Origin of the sequence: Ancylobacter vacuolatus (assembly GCF_030813595.1) — a bacterium.
GTDB classification, from domain to species: domain Bacteria; phylum Pseudomonadota; class Alphaproteobacteria; order Rhizobiales; family Xanthobacteraceae; genus Ancylobacter; species Ancylobacter vacuolatus.
Genome location: NZ_JAUSUH010000008.1, coordinates 152754 through 168391, shown reverse-complemented (window position 1 = coordinate 168391; position 15638 = coordinate 152754). Strand labels below are relative to the sequence as shown.

The window sequence follows — 15638 nt, the reverse complement described above, 5'->3', positions numbered from 1 at the left end:
TCACTCCGCTGCCTGCGCCAGGCCCGCGGACGGCCGACGCTCCAGAGCCCGGCGAGCATAGACGATTCGTCCCGCCACCATGGTCGCCACCACTTCCGGATGCGCCATGTCGGAGGCATCGACGAGCAGGAGATCGGCCCGGCTTCCCGCCTCCAGGCTGCCGCGATCACTGAGGCGGGCGACGCGGGCGGGGTTGGCGGAGACGAGCGGCCAGTGCCGCGCCAGCGCCTCATGGTCGCCCGCCGCCAGGGTGAAGGCGGCATAGAGCGGCGAGGGGTAGTGGTAATCGCTGGTCAGCACCGTGCAGCGCCCGGCGGCAATGGCTTCAGCCGCGCTGAGCGCGCCATTATGGCTGCCGCCGCGCACCACGTTCGGCGCGCCGAGGATCACGTCCTCGCCGGCGTCGCGGGCGGCCTGCGCCGTCTCCTGGTTCATCGGGAATTCGGAGGCCACCGCGCCCAGCGCGCGGAAGCGGGCGCGGACGGCCGGCGAATCCTCGTCATGGGCGAGCAGCACATTTCCGTTCGCCCGCGCGCTGGCGGCCAGGCTTTCAATGGCGGCAGGCACCGCCTCGCGCGCGCCCCACACCCGGTCGAGCAGCGTCCTATAGTCCTCTTGGCTGAGGCCGGAACGCTCCGCCATCTGGCCGATCTTGCGGGCGATGGTGCCCTTGAGCACCGAGCCGGTCGTGTGGTCGTTAAAGGCGAGAATGGGCGCGGGGGTGAGCACCAGCCATTCCCGCACTTCCTCCAGCGCCTCCAGCGCGAAGGTCTCCCAGCGCAGATGCAGCCGGGTGTCGCAGGCCAGCCCCTCGCGCAAAGCGAGCAGCGTGGCAACGAAGGTGCGCGCCGCCTCGACCGAGCGCAGGCCCGGCTCCCAGGAGATGGTGACGCCGTGAAAGGCGGTGGTGATGCCGTTCGCCACCAGCTGGCGATCAGTGTCGCGCAGAGCGAGCTTCATGTCGAAGCGCACGCCCGGGCGGGGCATGATGTGGCGCTCGAAGGCGTCACCATGAATGTCGACGATGCCCGGCAGCACCAGCAGGCCGCGCGCGTCGATGGCACGCTCGGGAGCGGCGTCGGGAGCGGCGTCGTTTGCCTCCCCGGCGATGCGCCCACCACTCACCACCACCGGCCGGTCGCTCCATTGGCCGCCCCTGAGCGCCCGCCCATTCTCGATCCGCACACTCATCATCCGCCTCGGCACCCTTACGTCCTTGTCATGGACACGTCATACGCTGTCTATACAGATAACCGTAGTCCACAGTTCCTGTCTATACAGCAAGGGGCACAAAATGTTTCGCAAGCTTGTTTCCGCCCTCGCCATTACCCTGGCGACGGCCTTCGCGGCGACGGCCGAACCGGTTCGTTTCGCCGTCACCGACATTGAAGGCCTGGAGGCGCTGCAGCAGGAGTTCGGCGGCTTCCAGAAGGAGCTTTCCAAGCTCACCGGCCTCGATATCGAGCTGATCCCGGTCAGCTCCCGCACCGCCGCCGTCGAGGCGATGAATTCCGGCCATGTCGAGCTCGTGCTCACCGGCCCGGCCGAATATGTGGTCATGAAGCAGCTCAGCGACCCGCGCATCGTCGTCGCCTGGCAGCGCCCGGACTATTTCGCGCAGATCGCCGTGCTGGCCAATGGCCCGATCCGCACCATTGACGACCTCAAGGGCAAGAAGGTGTCCTTCGGCTCGGTCGGCTCGACCTCGCAGCATCTCGGCCCGGCGCAGGTGCTGGCCGATTTCGGCATCATGTATGGCAAGGATTATGACGGCGTCATCATCTCCCGCAACGTCGCGGCGGAAGCGCTGATCCGGGGCGACATCGCCGCCATCGGCCTGAACTATGGCCACCTCAATTCCATCCGCAAGGCGTTCCCCAACGCCGCCTTCGCCGTCGTCGCCCGTGGCCGCGACCTGCCCAACGACATCCTCGTCGCCCGCAAGGACATTCCCGAGGACGTATTCGTGAAGGTGCGCGAGGCCTTCCTCAAGCATGGCAACGAGCTGATGGGCGCAGTGCTGCAGGGCGATGACAACCAGAAGTTCAAGGGCGGTATCTTCATCACCGACGTGAAGGACAGCGACTACGACTATGTCCGCTCGATGTACCGCACCATCGGCATCGAGAATTTCGGTTCCTTCATCAACTGAACCCCTCACCCCAGCGCCGGACGGGCCTTGCTCCCGTCCGGCGTTTCTTTTCGTCCGTGATGGAGGCCGCCATGGAGCGCGTTCCGACCGAGCACGTTCCCGTGCCGCCCCTCGCCGGCCTGCGCCCGGCCGACACCGGCAATCCCGAGATCGGGCCGCTGGTGAAGTCGGTGGCGCCGGTCCTCGCCCCGCAGATCATCGGCGCGCGCGGCCTCGCCAAGACTTATCCCAACGGGCAGGCGGTGTTCGCCGGGATCGACCTCGACATCCGCGCCGACCAGCGCGTGGCGCTTATCGGCTCCAATGGCGCCGGCAAGTCGACCCTGCTCAAATGCCTGATCGGCCTTTTGCCCTCGACCCATGGTGAGATCACCACGCTGGGTGAGCGCTTCATGGCCGCCCCCAGCGCCGCGCAGCTGACCCGGCTGCGCCGGCAGATCGGCTTCGTGTTCCAGAACCACGGGCTTGTGGGCCGGCAATCGGTGCTGACCAATGTCATCCAGGGCAAGCTCGGCCTGCCCGGCAGCTGGCGCGCCTGGCACCACGCCCTCGCCCGGCAGGAATGGCGCGAGGAAGCGATGGCGGTGCTGGCCGAGGTGCGCCTCGCCGACAAGGCGGGCGCCCGCGCCGACCAGCTTTCCGGCGGACAGGCCCAGCGCGTCGCCATCGCCCGCGCGCTGATCCGCCGCCCGCGCCTGCTGATCGCCGACGAGCCGGCCGCCAGCCTCGACCCAGCGGTGGGGCGCGACATCATGCGGATTTTCTCCGAGCTCGCCCGCGATCACGGCATCACCCTCGTCTACACCACCCACGACATGCAGCACGCGCTCGACTATTCCGACCGCATCGTCGCGCTTAAAGACGGCAAGGTGCATTTCGACCGACCCACAGTGCGGGTTTCCCTGCGCGATATGGATGGCGTTTTCCATGGTTAGCACCCCCTCGCCCACCCTGCCCCGCACGCTTCCCCCCTCCCGCCTCCCCGCGATCTCGCCACTGTCCTTCACCGTTCTGGTGGTGGTCGGGGCGCTGTTCCTCGTCTCGATGGGGCAGGTCGCACCCTCGCCGGAAAAGCTCGCCAACGGCATGCCGCGCATGGCCGAGCTGGTGGGGCGGATGCTGCCGCCCAACACCGACCCCGGCTTTCTCCAGCGCATGGGCTGGCGCATTCTGGAGACGCTGCAGATCGCGCTGGTCGGCACGGTGTTCGGCGTCATCATCAGCCTGCCGATGGGCTGGCTGGCGGCGCGCGGCATCTCGCCGCTCGGCGCCTTCCGGCATTTTCCGCGCGCGCTGATCTCGCTGTTCCGCACCGTGCCGGATCTGGTCTGGGCGCTGCTCTTCGTTTCCACGCTGGGCCTTGGCGCGGTGGCCGGCACGATGACCATCGTCGTCGACACGATCGGCTTTTGCGGCCGCTTCTTCGCCGAGGCGATGGAGGAGGCCGACAAGAAGCCGCAGGAGGCGCTGCACGCTATCGGCGCCAACCGCGTCACCGTGCTGTGCGGGGCGATCCTGCCGGACGTGATGCCGACGCTGATCAACTCCTCGCTGTTCGCGCTGGAAAAGGCCGTGCGCGCCTCCGTCGTGCTTGGTCTCGTCGGCGCCGGCGGCATCGGGCAGGAGCTGAAAGTGGCGTTCGACCTGTTCCAGTACCGCAACGCCTCGGCCATCATCCTCGCCATCTTCATCATCGTGCTGGCGATGGAATTCCTGACCGACCGGCTGCGGGCGAAGTTCCAATAGGCGGGCGGAGGTGCATTCCGCCCTCACTCTGGGGTAAGTGTCGCGCCTCAAGCGACAGGTGCCCATCGTGACGTCCTTCCTCCTTCATATGCGCCCGATGTTCTTCGGCAGTGTTCTCGGCATTGGCGGCCTCGCCAATGGCTGGCGCATGGCGACGAGGCTCTGGGGGGCGCCGGTCCTGATCGGCGAGAGCCTGGCGGTGCTCGCCTTCGGGCTCTGGCTGCTCTGGAGCGTTCTCTACGCCTTGAAATGGCTGATCCATTCCGGCGCGGCGCGCGCGGAGCTGAACCACCCCGCCCAAGGGCTCATCGCCGCGCTGGCGCCGGTTTCCACCCTGATCGCCGCCATCGCCATCGGCCCGCATGTGCCACTGCTCGGCTGGAGCCTGTTCATTCTGGGAGCGTCGGGCGTTGTCCTTTACGCCGCCTGGAGCGTCGGCGGCCTGTGGCAGGGCGGTCGCATGCCGCAGGAGGTGACGCCGATCCTCTATCTCCCCACCGTTGGCGGCGGGCTGGTCGGCGCCATCGCCTGCGCCACCTTCGGCCAGACGGCGCTCGGCTGGATGTTCTTCGGCATGGGGGTGATGTCGTGGCTGTCGATGGAATCGGTGTTCCTCACCCGCCTGTTCCAGCACGCGCTGCCGGCCGCGCAGCGCTCCAGCCTCGGCATGGAACTGGCGCCGCCGGCGGTCGCCTGCGTCGCCTATCTCTCGCTGGCGCCGGGCCCGGCGGACAAGGTGGCGCTCGCTCTGTTCGGCTATGGCTGTTTTCTCGCGCTGGTGATGGCGCGACTTGTGCCCTGGCTGCGCCAGCAGCCCTTCGGTCCCGGCGCCTGGGGCTACACCTTCGGCGTCGCCACCCTGCCACTCGCGGCGCTGAAACTCACGGAACAGGGCGCGGGCGAACCGGTGACGCAGATGGCGCTGGTGCTGTTCATCGCCGGCAACGTCATCATCGGCTGGATCGCGCTGCGCAGCGTGATCGGCGTGTTCGCCTTCTTCAAGGCGCCGAGGGGCTGACCCTCACGCCGGCCCGCTTTCCGCCAGTAGGAACGGCATGTCGGCGCTGAGGGCGTGGCCCTCCAGCGGCCGCCAGCCCTCGCCGAGCCACTCGCCAAGCCATTCGGTCAGGTCGTCCAGCGGCGCGCCCGGCTCCGGGATACGGGTCGGCAGCACCACCCGCACGGCATGCTCCCCGTGCCGGCGCTCGAAGCCGAACCAGCCCCAGGGCGAGGGCGCGGCCGAGGGCGCGATGTCAAGCCGGCGATAATCGCCGCGCATCAGCGCCGGGTTGCGCGCGCGTAGCGCCAGCAGGTCCCGCGTCAGCTGGAAAATGGCGGCATCGTCGGGGTCGAGCGCGGCGGCCTGCCCCGCCAGCGCCTGTGCCCGTGCCGCCCAGTCCACCGGGCGGCGGTTGTCGGGGTCGACCAGCGAGAAATCGCGAAACTCCGTGCCCTGATAGATGTCGGGCGTGCCCGGAAGCGTGTGCTGGAGAATAAGCTGGCCGAGCGCAACAAGCCGCCCGGCAGGGGCAAGCGCGGCCACGAACGCCTCGAGCCGGGCGCGGAATTCCGCCGCCTCCGGCGCCTCGACCAGCGCCCGGGCAAAGCCGAGGCTCGCCGCTTCATAGGCCTCGTTCGGGGTTTCCCAATTGCTGTGGCGCTTGGCCTCGCGCAGCGCCTTGGTGAGATAGGTTTCCATCCGCTCAGGCGTGATCGGCCAGGCGGAAACCAGCGTCTGCAGGATCATATGCGCATCGAGCGCGTCGGGCATAACAATGCCCGCCTCCTCGCGCCGCAGCGGGACCGTGAGCGCCTCCGCCGCCTCGCAGAACGCCAGCCACGCCTCGGGCCTGCCGCTCAGCGCGGCGAGGCGGGCGCGCGGGCCGGGGCCGCGCTTGGTGTCATGCGTTGCCAGCGGGATGAGGTCGGCCGCGCCGTCTTTGGCGCGCGCCTCATAAAGCGCGTGCAACTCCTGCGCGCTGCGGGCGGGATGGTCGAGGCTGCCGCCGACTTCATTGGCGCAGAGCAGCACCGGAAAGCGGTAAAGCTCGGTATCCTCGAAGCCCTTGGCCATGGCAGGGCCGCTGAGCTGCTGGAAGCGCGAGCGGAATTCATGGTCGCTCGGCCGCTCCGGGCTCTCCAGCCGATCGAGCAGCAGCGCGGCCGCCGCAGCGGTCAACGGGTTCTCCGTGGCGTCGATCCGGGTGCGGATTTCCTGCCAGATCGCGACATCTTCGGGCGCATGGCCAGCAGGCGTCGCATAGGAGCGATAGACCGGGCAATGAGCGAGCAGCGCCACCACGCCGTCGCGGATCGCCGTGTCGGTGAGGTCGCCGGCGGTCATGGCCGCGTCCAGCCCCTCGCGCGCGAGCATGGCCAGAATGTCGACCTCGGCCTTGAGGCTCGCTTCCAGCACCTGCCGCTTGGCGCTCGCCAGCCGCTCCGGCAGCGCGCCGACGAGAAGGTGACGCGCCCGCAGCGCCGCCTCGAAGGCGCCATAGCCCTCCGGGTCGACGAAAAGCGCGTTGATGTCGTTCAGCCGCTCATAGCCGGTAGTGCCCTCGATCGGCCAGGGACGCAGCACCTCGCCCGGCTCCAATATCTTCTCGACCAGCAGCGGCACATCAGGCCCCACCGCTGCCCGCAGCCGAGCGCAATAGCCGGCGGGATCGACCAGCCCGTCAATATGGTCGATCCGCAGCCCGTGGACCAGCCCGCGCCGGATCAGCTCCAGCGGCAGGCGGTGCACGAGGTCGAACACCTCGGGGTCCTCCACCCGCACGCCGGCGAGATCGGTGATGTTGAAGAAGCGGCGGTAATTGAGATCATGCGCCGCCGTGCGCCACCAGGCGAGGCGCCAGTGCTGCGCCTCCAGCACCGCGGCGAGGTCCGCTTGCGCCAGCGCCGCCTCCAGCGCCTGGCGCGCGGCGGCGTCGAGGCCGGTGAGCACGGCGCGGGCCGCGCCTCTTCCGGTATCGTCCGATCCGCCCTCCACCACGGCGAAGCAGTCGGCAGCGGCAGCGAGGCCGGCCGCGCGCAGCAGCCCCGCCACGGTCTGCGCCCGCAGCGGAAAGACGTGGTCGGCATAGGCGACATTGACGCGCCCGATCTCGTAATCGGCGCGCAGCGACAGCGCCCCGGCCTCCAGCGTCGCCTTCAGCGGATCGCCCAGCACCGGCAGCAGCAGCCGGCCGCTTTCCCATTTCACGTCGAACACGCGGGCGGCGGCCGAGCCCGGGCCGGCTTCCATCATGTCGAGCCAGAACGGGTTGTGGCTGGAGGCCGCCATGTGGTTCGGCACGATGTCGAGCACCACGCCCATGCCCCGCGCCGCCAGCGCGCCGGCGAGAGCCTCAAAACCCTCCTCCCCGCCCAGCTCCGGGTTGATCCGGGTCGGGTCGGCGACGTCATAGCCATGGGTCGAGCCCGGCACCGCCGTGGTGATCGGCGAGGCATAGAGGTGACTCACGCCCAGATCGGCGAGGTAGGGCACCAGCGCCTGCGCATCGGCAAAGGTGAAGCCGCGATGGAACTGGAAGCGATAGGTGGCGCGGAGGGCGGGGTTCATGCGCGGGCAAGGCTCCAGAGGGCGGCGGCGAAGGGGTCGAGCGTCAGCTGCCCTTCCGCCTCGTGGATCACGCCGCCAATGCTGGCGCCCGCCGGCATGCCGGGAAGGCTGGTCTGCGGGTCGATCCGCACGCGGCCCTTGCCTCCATTCAGCACCATTACCAGCGTGCCGGCGCCATAGTGCCAGGCGACGCGCAGAGCCTCCCCGGTCCGGCTCAGCTCGCTGCCGCGATAGGGGCTGGCGGTGAGCGGCCAGACCAGACGGCGGCGCTGCTCGGCCAGACGGTGGAAGGCGTCGAGCTCGGCCCGCGCCTGCGGGGTGCGCATGTCCTCGGCCTTCAGCTTGGCGGAAAAGAAGGTCGCCTCGCTCAGCGGGTCGGGGAAACTCTCGCCATGGGCGTCGAAGAAATCGGCGAACTCACTGCGGCGGCCCTTGCGCACCGCGTCCGCCAATTCGCCCTCAAAATCGCAGAAGAACGGGAAGGGCGTGGGCAGCAGCGCCTCCTCGCCCTGGAACAGCAGGGGGATTTCCGGCGAGAGCATCAGCACGAAGCGCAGAAAGGCCAGCCGCTCCTGTGCCAGAGTCGCCGCCAGACGGTCGCCTAGCGGGCGGTTGCCGATATGGTCGTGATTTTGCACGAAGCTGACAAAGGCGTCTGGGGCGAGATCAGCGCAGGGCGTGCCGCGCGGATGGCCGCCCTCGCCCGGATAGGGTTCGCCCTGGAAGACGAAGCCCTCGGCGAGGGCCCGCCCGGCGGAGGCAACCGCGTCCCCGGCATAGGGGGCGTAATAGCCGGTGCGCTCGCCGCTGCCGAGCACATGGAAGGCGTGGTGCCAGTCATCGTTCCACTGCGCGGTGAACAGATGCTCCTCGCGGGTCAGCCAGCCGGCAATGTTGTCGTGGTTCTCCAACACCAGCCACGCCTCCGGGCGCACCGCGCGGCAGGCGGCCGCGATCTCGCGCAGGAAAGTCTCGGCGCCGGCGGTGGCGAGCGCATGCACCGCGTCGAAGCGCAGCCCGTCAAAACCGAAATCGCGCAGCCAATAGGCGGCGTTCTCGGTGAAGAACGCCCGCACGATGGGGTTCTCCAGGTCGATCGCCGGGCCCCAGGGGGTGTGTATGTCCTCGCGGAAGAACGATTTGGCATAGAGCGGCAGGTAGTTCCCGCTCGGGCCGAAATGGTTGTAGACGACATCCAGCATCACGCCGAGCCCGCGCTCATGGGCGGCAGCGATAAGGGCGCGCAGATCGTCCGGCGTGCCATAGGCGGTGTCGGGGGCGTAGAGCAGCACCCCGTCATAGCCCCAGTTGCGGCGGCCGGGAAAATCGGCGACCGGCATCAGCTCGATCACGGTGAAGCCCGCATCGCGGAAATGGTCGAGCCGCTCGATCAGCGCCCGGAACGTGCCTTCCGGAGTGGCCGTGCCGACATGCATCTCGGCGATGACAGCCTCGTGCCAGGGGCGGGAGGCGCCGCCCGCCGACATGGCGACCGGCGCCGGTGTAAGGCTCCAGCCATCGGCATCTTCCGCCTGCCCGCGCGAGGCGGGATCGGGGACGGCGACCGCCCCCTCCCCGTCACCGATGCGGAAGCGATAGCGCGTGCCCGCACCGAGCCCGTCGACGGCGGCGATGAAGAAGCCATCGCCGTCCTTCTCCATCGCCCTGGGCGCGGTGCCGTCGATCTCCACGCTCACATGGTCCGCATCCGGCGCGTAGAGGCGGAAGCTTGTGGCCGTGCCGTCGAGGATCGGTCCGAAGCGGGGGCTGTTCATGCGCGCCATTCCCAGACGATGAGCGTGCGGCCCGGCACGCCGAAGCTTCCACCGCCCTCAAGGCTGGAGCCTTCGAGGTCGTCGCCGGTGGCGAGGATCGCCTCCCAGCGCCCGGACTGCACCGGCGGGGCGACGAAATCGACGTCGACATGCGAGGCGTTGAGCATGATCACCAGCGAAGGCTCCTCCGGCAGCACCGGGGCGAGGCGCAGGGTGATGCATTTCGAGTGCGGGTCGGACCAGTTCTCCTCGCTCATGCGGGTGCCGCCATTGTTGAACCAGGCGACATCGGGCTGGCCCATCTCGTTGCGCGAGCCGGTGAGGAATTCCGGGCGCGAGAGGCAGGAATGGGTCTTGCGGATCTCGGCGAGGCGGGCGACGAATTCCGGCAGCTCCGGGTCGTCATCCGACCAGTCGACCCAGCCGATCTCGTTGTCCTGGCAATAGGCGTTGTTATTGCCGCCCTGCGAGTTGGAACGCTCGTCGCCGGCAAGCAGCATCGGCACGCCCTGGCTGAGGAACAGCGTGGCGATCAAATTGCGCTTCTGCCGGCGGCGGAGCGCGTTGATGGCGGGATCGTCGGTCTCGCCCTCGACGCCGCAGTTCCAGCTCTTGTTGTCGTCGTGGCCGTCGCGGTTGTCCTCGCCATTGGCCTCATTGTGCTTGTCGTTGTACGTGACGAGGTCGTGCAGGGTGAAGCCGTCATGGGCGGTGATGAAGTTGAGGCTCGACCACGGCCGGCGGCGCCCTTCCGAGAAGATGTCCTGCGAGGCGGCGAAGCGGGTGGCGAAGCTCGGCAACAGCCCTTCCGAGCCGCACCAGAACTCGCGCACCGTGTCGCGGTAGTCGCCGTTCCACTCCGAGAAGCCGGGCGGGAACGCGCCGAGCTGGTAGCCGCCGGGGCCGACATCCCACGGCTCGGCGATCAGCTTGAGCCCGCCTAGGGTGGGGTCCTGCAGAATGGCGTTGAAGAAGGCGTGGCCGGAATCGAAACCCTCTGGCCGGCGGCCGAGCGTGGTGGCGAGATCGAAGCGGAACCCATCAATGCCGTAGACCGAAGCCCACATGCGAAGTGAGTCCATCACCATCTGCAGCACGCGCGGATGGTCGGTGTTGACCGAGTTGCCGCAGCCGGTGAGGTCGTCATAGTAGCGGCCATTGCCGGGCAGCAGCCGATAATAGGAGGCGTTGTCGATGCCCTTGAACGACAAAGTGGGGCCGAGATGGTTGCCCTCGCAGGTGTGGTTGTAGACCACGTCGAGAATGATCTCGATTCCCGCCTGGTGCAGCCGGTCCACCGCCTCGCCGATGGCGTCGAGCCCGTCCTCGCCGAGATAGCGCGGCTCCGGCGCGAAGAAGTTCAGCGTGTTGTAGCCCCAGTAATTGGCGAGGCCCCGGTCCAGCAGATGCCGGTCCTGGGTGAAGGCATGCACCGGCAGCAGCTCCACCGCGGTGACGCCGAGCTTGGCGATGTAGTCGATGAACTCCGGCTGGCTGAGCGCGGTGAAGGTGCCGCGGATCGATTCCGGCACCAGCGGGTGGCGCATGGTCAACCCGCGCACATGGCCCTCATAGATGACCGTCTTGGCCCAGGAGATGCGCGGGTGCTGGGTCGCGGCCATCGGCGTGCCGGCGACGACGCGGGCCTTCGGCATGAAGGCGGCGCTGTCGCGCTCGTCCATGATCAGGTCGGCGTCGTCGCCGGCGCCGATCGTGTAGCCATAGAGCGCGTCATGCCACTTGATGTCGCCCACCAGCATGCGGGCATAGGGATCAAGCAGCAGCTTGTTCGGGTTGAAGCGATGGCCCGCCTCCGGCGCCCACGGCCCATGCACGCGCCAGCCATAGACCTGGCCGCGCCCGACGCCGGGGAGATAGCAGTGCCAGACGCCGTTGGTGCATTCGTGCAGGTCGATCCGCTCCAGCTCGGTCTCGCCATAGCGATCGAACAGGCACAGCGTCACCCCGACCGCATTGTCGGAGAACAGCGCAAAATTCGTCCCTCTTCCGTCGACCGTCACGCCGAGCGGAAAGGCGGAGCCAGGCAGTATCTTGCGCATGATGGGGTTCACCGTCAGGAGGGAGAAAGGCAAGGAAAAAGGGCCTACGCGGCGCACCGAGCCGGCGCATCGCCAGGGGTGGCTTCGGGAGCGGCGCCAGCAATGACGTCAGTGTCCGCCCCAGCGGTTGATCCGCATCAGGCGGGCGGTGCGCTCCTGCGCGCGGCGCGCCTCGGGCGAGCCGCCGCTCTGCGCCGCAACGTGCAGCGCACTGAGCGTGGCCGTCGCCAGCGGATGGCCGGGATAGGCGCAGCGTGCCCGAATGAACTCATAGGCATCGCGCAGCGTGCGCAGATGGCGCCCCTCGCGCGTCGGCAAGGGGCGATCAAAACAGGCGTCCCAATAGCTCTCGGACATGGATGCTCTCGCGTGAAGGGCCGCGTGAAGGGCCGCTCGCAGAACGCGCGCGCGCGAAAAAAAGTTCCGGCCCGCCGCCGCCGGCCGGGCTTCCGCGTGGCGACGAGGCCGTCGTTGCGACGCGAAAAAAGGGCCGGCGCGAGCCGGCCCTTGCGGGGAGTTCAGGGAGAAAAGGATCGCGGGTGCCCGGCCCGCATCTCGATCAGGCGGTCAGCACCTTCACTTCCTCGCGCAGCCGCCCACCAAGGGCGGACACCGCGTCAGACACCTGTTCGATCTGGCCAGCCGTGCCCCGGATCTGGCCGGAAATGCGCGAGACGCCATCGATGCTCTGCGTCACCGAGCCATTGGTGACGCTCTGCTCCTCGACAGCGGCGGAAAGGGTGGTGAACACGTCGCGCAGGGTGCCGACGCTGTGGGTGATCTCGTTCACCGCCCGCGCCGCATCGCTGCTGGCCCGCTGCACCGCGTCGACCTGGGTGCTGATTTCCTTGGTGGCATTGGCGGTCTGCAGCGCGAGTTCCTTCACCTCGGAAGCCACCACCGCGAAGCCCTTGCCGGCATCGCCGACGCGGGCCGCCTCGATGGCGGCGTTGAGGGCGAGGAGGTTGGTCTGCGAAGCGATGCGCTCGATCATCGCCGAGATATTGCCGATGCGCTCGATGCTCTCCACCAGTCCGCTGACCAGCCCGTCGGCCGAGGTGGCGCGCTCGGCCGCCTGCGCCGTCATGTCGGTGGCGTTGCGGATCTGCTTGGAGACCTCGCTGAACGACATCGACATCTCGACCGCCGCCGCCGCCACCGAGGATGTCATCTCCTCGCTCTGGCGGGTGAGGCCGTCGAGCTCGGCGCTGGCGTGCTCCATCGCCGAGGAGGACTGGTTCATCTCGTTGATGACAGCGGTGACGCTGGAGGCGACCTTCACCGTGTCGGTGATGAGCGCCCAGGTGAGCATGGGGCCGTCATAGCGCCCATCGGGGGTCATCAGCGCCGAGACGCTGAGATTGAGCGTTTCCGGGCCGACCTGGATGCGCGCCGTGTGCGGCAGGCGCGAGGCGTCGGCCAGCATGTGCCGCTGCATTTCCGGCTTCTTGTGGAAGACGTCGATCGACGAGCCGACCAGCTCGGAGGCCTTGATCGGCAGATGCTGCTCGATGCGGGCCAGCGTGTCGAGGCTGGTGCGGTTGGCGTAGTCGACGATGAACCCGTCGAGCGAGCACGTCATAACGTTGATCGGCATCTGATCGACCATCTGCATCAGGCGCCGGATCTTCGCCTCGGTGGCGAGCGTGGCGGTCTCCACGCTCCACACCACCTGGGCGTGGACATAGTCGCCCCGCGCATTGCGGATCGGCGTGATGGCGAAGCGCAGGGTCTCGCCGCCAATGGCCACATCGGCCTTGAGCGGCATCAGATCGTGGCGGGCGAGGCGCTCGCCCTTCGGGCCGAGATCGAGAGCGAACAGCGCCAGCGAGGCACCGGCGAGCTGCGCCGGCGCGCCCGGCAGCACCTGACGGATGGTCTCAAACAGAGCCCGCGCGCGGGCATTGGCATAGTCGATCTGTCCGGTCTGCGGGTCGCACATCAGGACGGCGGCGGGCAAGTCGTCCAGCAGCGCGGCGTCGAAGCCGCGCGCCGGGGAGCGGCGTTTAAGAAAATAAGGGGAAGCTGAGCTCATACCGATCTCCGGTCGGGACAATTGCCGGTCCGGGACTGTCAGGACGGCTCCTCTGGCTAGCTACCGGAGCTTGTCTCAGGCTCGCTTCGCCGGGCTGGCGGCACCAAGGCGGCTCCCGCCACATCCTCCTGTGTCTGCGCCGCAACCTCGGGAAGGGCGATGGTGAACAGCGCGCCGTCCTCGACATTGGCGACGGCGAGCGTGCCGCCATACTCGCGGATAATGCCGAAGCTGACCGACAAGCCCAGCCCCGTTCCCTGGCCCGGCGGCTTGGTGGTGAAGAAGGGCTGGAAGATCTTGCCGATCGCCGCCCCGGGGATGCCCCCGCCATTGTCCCGCACGGTGACGAGGACCCAGCGCCGCCCCTCCATCTCGCGGCGTTCGATGGTAATGGCGATGCGGCCGGAGCAGTCCGGCTTCTCCTGGCGGCGCGCGCGGATGGCATCGCGCGCGTTCAGCACCAGATTGATCAGCACCTGCTCCAGCTGTTCCTGCCGGCAGGGCACGCGCGCGCCGCCGGCACTGCCGGCGAAGGACAGCTCGATGCCGTCGAGCCGGATTTCCGTGCCGAGGACCTGCAGCGTGCCCTCCACCGCCGTCTCCGCCGAGGAGGGGTCGACGGTGAGCGCGTCCTTGCGCCCGAAGATCCGCATGTGGTCGATGATCGACTTCATGCGCTCGACCTGGCGGATGATGCGTTCGAGCTTCTCGCTGGTGTGCTCCACCGGCAGCCCCTTGCGCAGGCCGGTCATCGCATTGCTCGCCGCCAGCCGGATGACGCCGAGCGGCTGGTTGATCTCATGGGCGAGGCCGGTCACGAGTTCGCCCAGCGCCGCCATCTTCGACATCTGGTAGAGCTTGTTCTCCTCCATGCGCTTGGCGGTCTCGTCAAGCGCGAACACCACGGCGGCGGGTGTCATGGGGGCCGCCGGGCCGGATCGGTCCTGCGTGGCCGGGCGCAGCCGGGTCAGCACCAGCTCCACCTCGAACTCCTCGCCCTCGCCGGAAAAATGCTCGATCGCCACCGACGGGGCATTGCCCTGCTCGACGCGGGCGAGGAAATCGGGCGCTTCCACATGCGCGGCGATCAACCGGGGAAGAATGTCCTCCGTGGCGTCGCCTATACGGATGGCCTGGCCGTTCTCGATATGCAGCACGTGGATGCCCGGTACGCGGCTGATCGCCTGAAGCACCTGCGCCTCGCGCTCCTGGGCGTTGGCCTTCAGTTCGCGCTCGCGATAGGCGCGCTCCAGCCGCGAATGGCGCAGGCCGAACAGCGCCAGCGCCGCCAAAGTGAGGCCGAGCCCGCCGGCGATCAACCAGATCGCGGCATGGAAATCGTGGGACTCCGCCAGGATCGCGCTGCGGTCGGCCGCCACCACCACCAGGAAGGGGTAGCGGTCGGAATGCACGGAATAGCCGATCCGGCGCACATCGTCCCAGGCGACGCCGGCATAGGGACCGTTGGCATGGCTGCCGAGCGACTCCAGACCGGGGAGAATCGCGGCGGCATCCAGTCCGTCCATCTGGCTGGCGGCCGGAACGCTGGCGCGCACCACCCCATCGAAGCCGACCAGGGCGATCAGGCCCTGGCCCTCGGGCAGCAGCCTCTCATAGAAGTCGATGAAGTCGGAAATCTGGTAGGAGGCCGCGAGTATGCCGCGCAGCTTGCCGTCCGGCGCGCGCAGGGCGCGGGTAAACTGGATCGACCAGGCGCCGCTGATCCGCCCCTTCACCGGCTTGCTGATGAAAATGTCGCGGCCGGTCGGGTCATCGTTCAGATGCACCCGGATATGCTCCCGATCGGCAAGGTTCAAACCGTTGCCCGGAGGCAGCAGGTTGCTCGCCACCACCGCGCCCTCCCGATCGACATAGGTGACCTGGATGACCGAGGCGGGCAGCCGGGCGGTCAGGAGCCGGTCGTAGATTTCCTGCGGCGAAGTCTCGTCGGCGAGACCTGAAAAACTGTCGAGGAAGGACTCGATCGACTCGACCGTCCGCTCCAGATGCGAGGTCAACGCCAGCGCCAGCTTGCGCGAGGCGGCGACGGCGACCTCATCCTCATGCTGCTCATGCAGCTGGATGGTAAGGAACGCCACCGAGGCCGGCACCAGCAGCGCCAGCAGCAGCAACAGCAGCAACAGAAGGCGGCGGGAGGCGCCCTTCCACAGCGTTGTGGCTTCGGAAGCAGTCTCCGGCACCGCGGAGCCATCGGGTAGCGCCGCCATCGGCGCCGCGTGCAGGGAAGATTCTGGGGTCATGGCCGCCGCATCGAAAAAGGGCACGTCGCTGCCGCCTCATC

The 15638-nt window shown here is 68.4% G+C and carries 11 protein-coding genes; 4 read left to right on the top strand and 7 right to left on the bottom strand.

Annotation, left to right across the window (positions count from 1 at the left end; genetic code table 11):
- Complete coding sequence (locus tag J2S76_RS17015; protein ID WP_307062248.1) at nt 1-1191, bottom strand: alpha-D-ribose 1-methylphosphonate 5-triphosphate diphosphatase; 1191 nt, start codon at nt 1189-1191, stop codon at nt 1-3.
- A 103-nt stretch (nt 1192-1294) separates the two neighbouring features.
- On the opposite strand from J2S76_RS17015, the gene J2S76_RS17010 reads away from it, so the two are divergent.
- The 4 genes from J2S76_RS17010 to J2S76_RS16995 all read left to right on the top strand — a co-directional run bounded on the left by J2S76_RS17010 (nt 1295) and on the right by J2S76_RS16995 (nt 4916).
- Complete coding sequence (locus tag J2S76_RS17010; RefSeq protein ID WP_307062246.1) at nt 1295-2152, top strand: PhnD/SsuA/transferrin family substrate-binding protein; 858 nt, start codon at nt 1295-1297, stop codon at nt 2150-2152.
- A 71-nt stretch (nt 2153-2223) separates the two neighbouring features.
- Complete coding sequence (locus tag J2S76_RS17005) at nt 2224-3087, top strand: phosphonate ABC transporter ATP-binding protein (RefSeq protein WP_307062244.1); 864 nt, start codon at nt 2224-2226, stop codon at nt 3085-3087.
- Nucleotides 3080-3898, top strand: a complete 819-nt coding sequence (phnE, locus tag J2S76_RS17000; RefSeq protein ID WP_307062242.1) for a phosphonate ABC transporter, permease protein PhnE — start codon at nt 3080-3082, stop codon at nt 3896-3898. The genes J2S76_RS17005 and phnE overlap by 8 nt, the downstream gene beginning before the upstream one ends.
- A gap of 67 nt (nt 3899-3965) precedes the next feature.
- Nucleotides 3966-4916: an SLAC1 family transporter gene (locus J2S76_RS16995; protein WP_307062241.1), complete on the top strand. Its 951-nt coding sequence runs from the start codon at nt 3966-3968 to the stop codon at nt 4914-4916.
- Between the two features lie 3 nt (nt 4917-4919).
- On the opposite strand, the gene treY is transcribed toward J2S76_RS16995, so the two are convergent.
- From treY to J2S76_RS16965, 6 genes are all read right to left on the bottom strand, one after another.
- The gene (gene treY, locus J2S76_RS16990) at nt 4920-7466 is read right to left on the bottom strand and encodes a malto-oligosyltrehalose synthase (RefSeq protein ID WP_307062239.1); all 2547 of its coding nucleotides are present in this window, start codon (nt 7464-7466) and stop codon (nt 4920-4922) included.
- Nucleotides 7463-9241 (bottom strand): malto-oligosyltrehalose trehalohydrolase, encoded by a 1779-nt coding sequence (gene treZ / locus J2S76_RS16985; protein WP_307062237.1) that lies wholly within the window; start codon nt 9239-9241, stop codon nt 7463-7465. Before treZ ends, treY begins: the two co-directional genes overlap by 4 nt.
- Nucleotides 9238-11301 (bottom strand): glycogen debranching protein GlgX, encoded by a 2064-nt coding sequence (gene glgX / locus J2S76_RS16980; RefSeq protein ID WP_307062235.1) that lies wholly within the window; start codon nt 11299-11301, stop codon nt 9238-9240. Before glgX ends, treZ begins: the two co-directional genes overlap by 4 nt.
- 108 nt (nt 11302-11409) lie before the next feature.
- Nucleotides 11410-11658: a hypothetical protein gene (locus J2S76_RS16975; protein ID WP_307062233.1), complete on the bottom strand. Its 249-nt coding sequence runs from the start codon at nt 11656-11658 to the stop codon at nt 11410-11412.
- Between the two features lie 202 nt (nt 11659-11860).
- The gene (locus tag J2S76_RS16970) at nt 11861-13336 is read right to left on the bottom strand and encodes a methyl-accepting chemotaxis protein (RefSeq protein ID WP_307062231.1); all 1476 of its coding nucleotides are present in this window, start codon (nt 13334-13336) and stop codon (nt 11861-11863) included.
- A gap of 56 nt (nt 13337-13392) precedes the next feature.
- Nucleotides 13393-15597, bottom strand: coding sequence for an ATP-binding protein (locus tag J2S76_RS16965; protein ID WP_307062229.1), 2205 nt, complete (start codon nt 15595-15597; stop codon nt 13393-13395).
- Nucleotides 15598-15638 lie beyond the last annotated feature (41 nt).

Coding starts and splice junctions, on each gene's coding strand:
- J2S76_RS17015 (WP_307062248.1), bottom strand. CDS start 1,191: ATGAGTGTGCGGATCGAGAATGGGCGGGCGCTCAGGGGCGGCCAATGG.
- J2S76_RS17010 (WP_307062246.1), top strand. CDS start 1,295: ATGTTTCGCAAGCTTGTTTCCGCCCTCGCCATTACCCTGGCGACGGCC.
- J2S76_RS17005 (WP_307062244.1), top strand. CDS start 2,224: ATGGAGCGCGTTCCGACCGAGCACGTTCCCGTGCCGCCCCTCGCCGGC.
- phnE (WP_307062242.1), top strand. CDS start 3,080: ATGGTTAGCACCCCCTCGCCCACCCTGCCCCGCACGCTTCCCCCCTCC.
- treY (WP_307062239.1), bottom strand. CDS start 7,466: ATGAACCCCGCCCTCCGCGCCACCTATCGCTTCCAGTTCCATCGCGGC.
- treZ (WP_307062237.1), bottom strand. CDS start 9,241: ATGAACAGCCCCCGCTTCGGACCGATCCTCGACGGCACGGCCACAAGC.
- glgX (WP_307062235.1), bottom strand. CDS start 11,301: ATGCGCAAGATACTGCCTGGCTCCGCCTTTCCGCTCGGCGTGACGGTC.
- J2S76_RS16975 (WP_307062233.1), bottom strand. CDS start 11,658: ATGTCCGAGAGCTATTGGGACGCCTGTTTTGATCGCCCCTTGCCGACG.
- J2S76_RS16970 (WP_307062231.1), bottom strand. CDS start 13,336: ATGAGCTCAGCTTCCCCTTATTTTCTTAAACGCCGCTCCCCGGCGCGC.
- J2S76_RS16965 (WP_307062229.1), bottom strand. CDS start 15,597: ATGACCCCAGAATCTTCCCTGCACGCGGCGCCGATGGCGGCGCTACCC.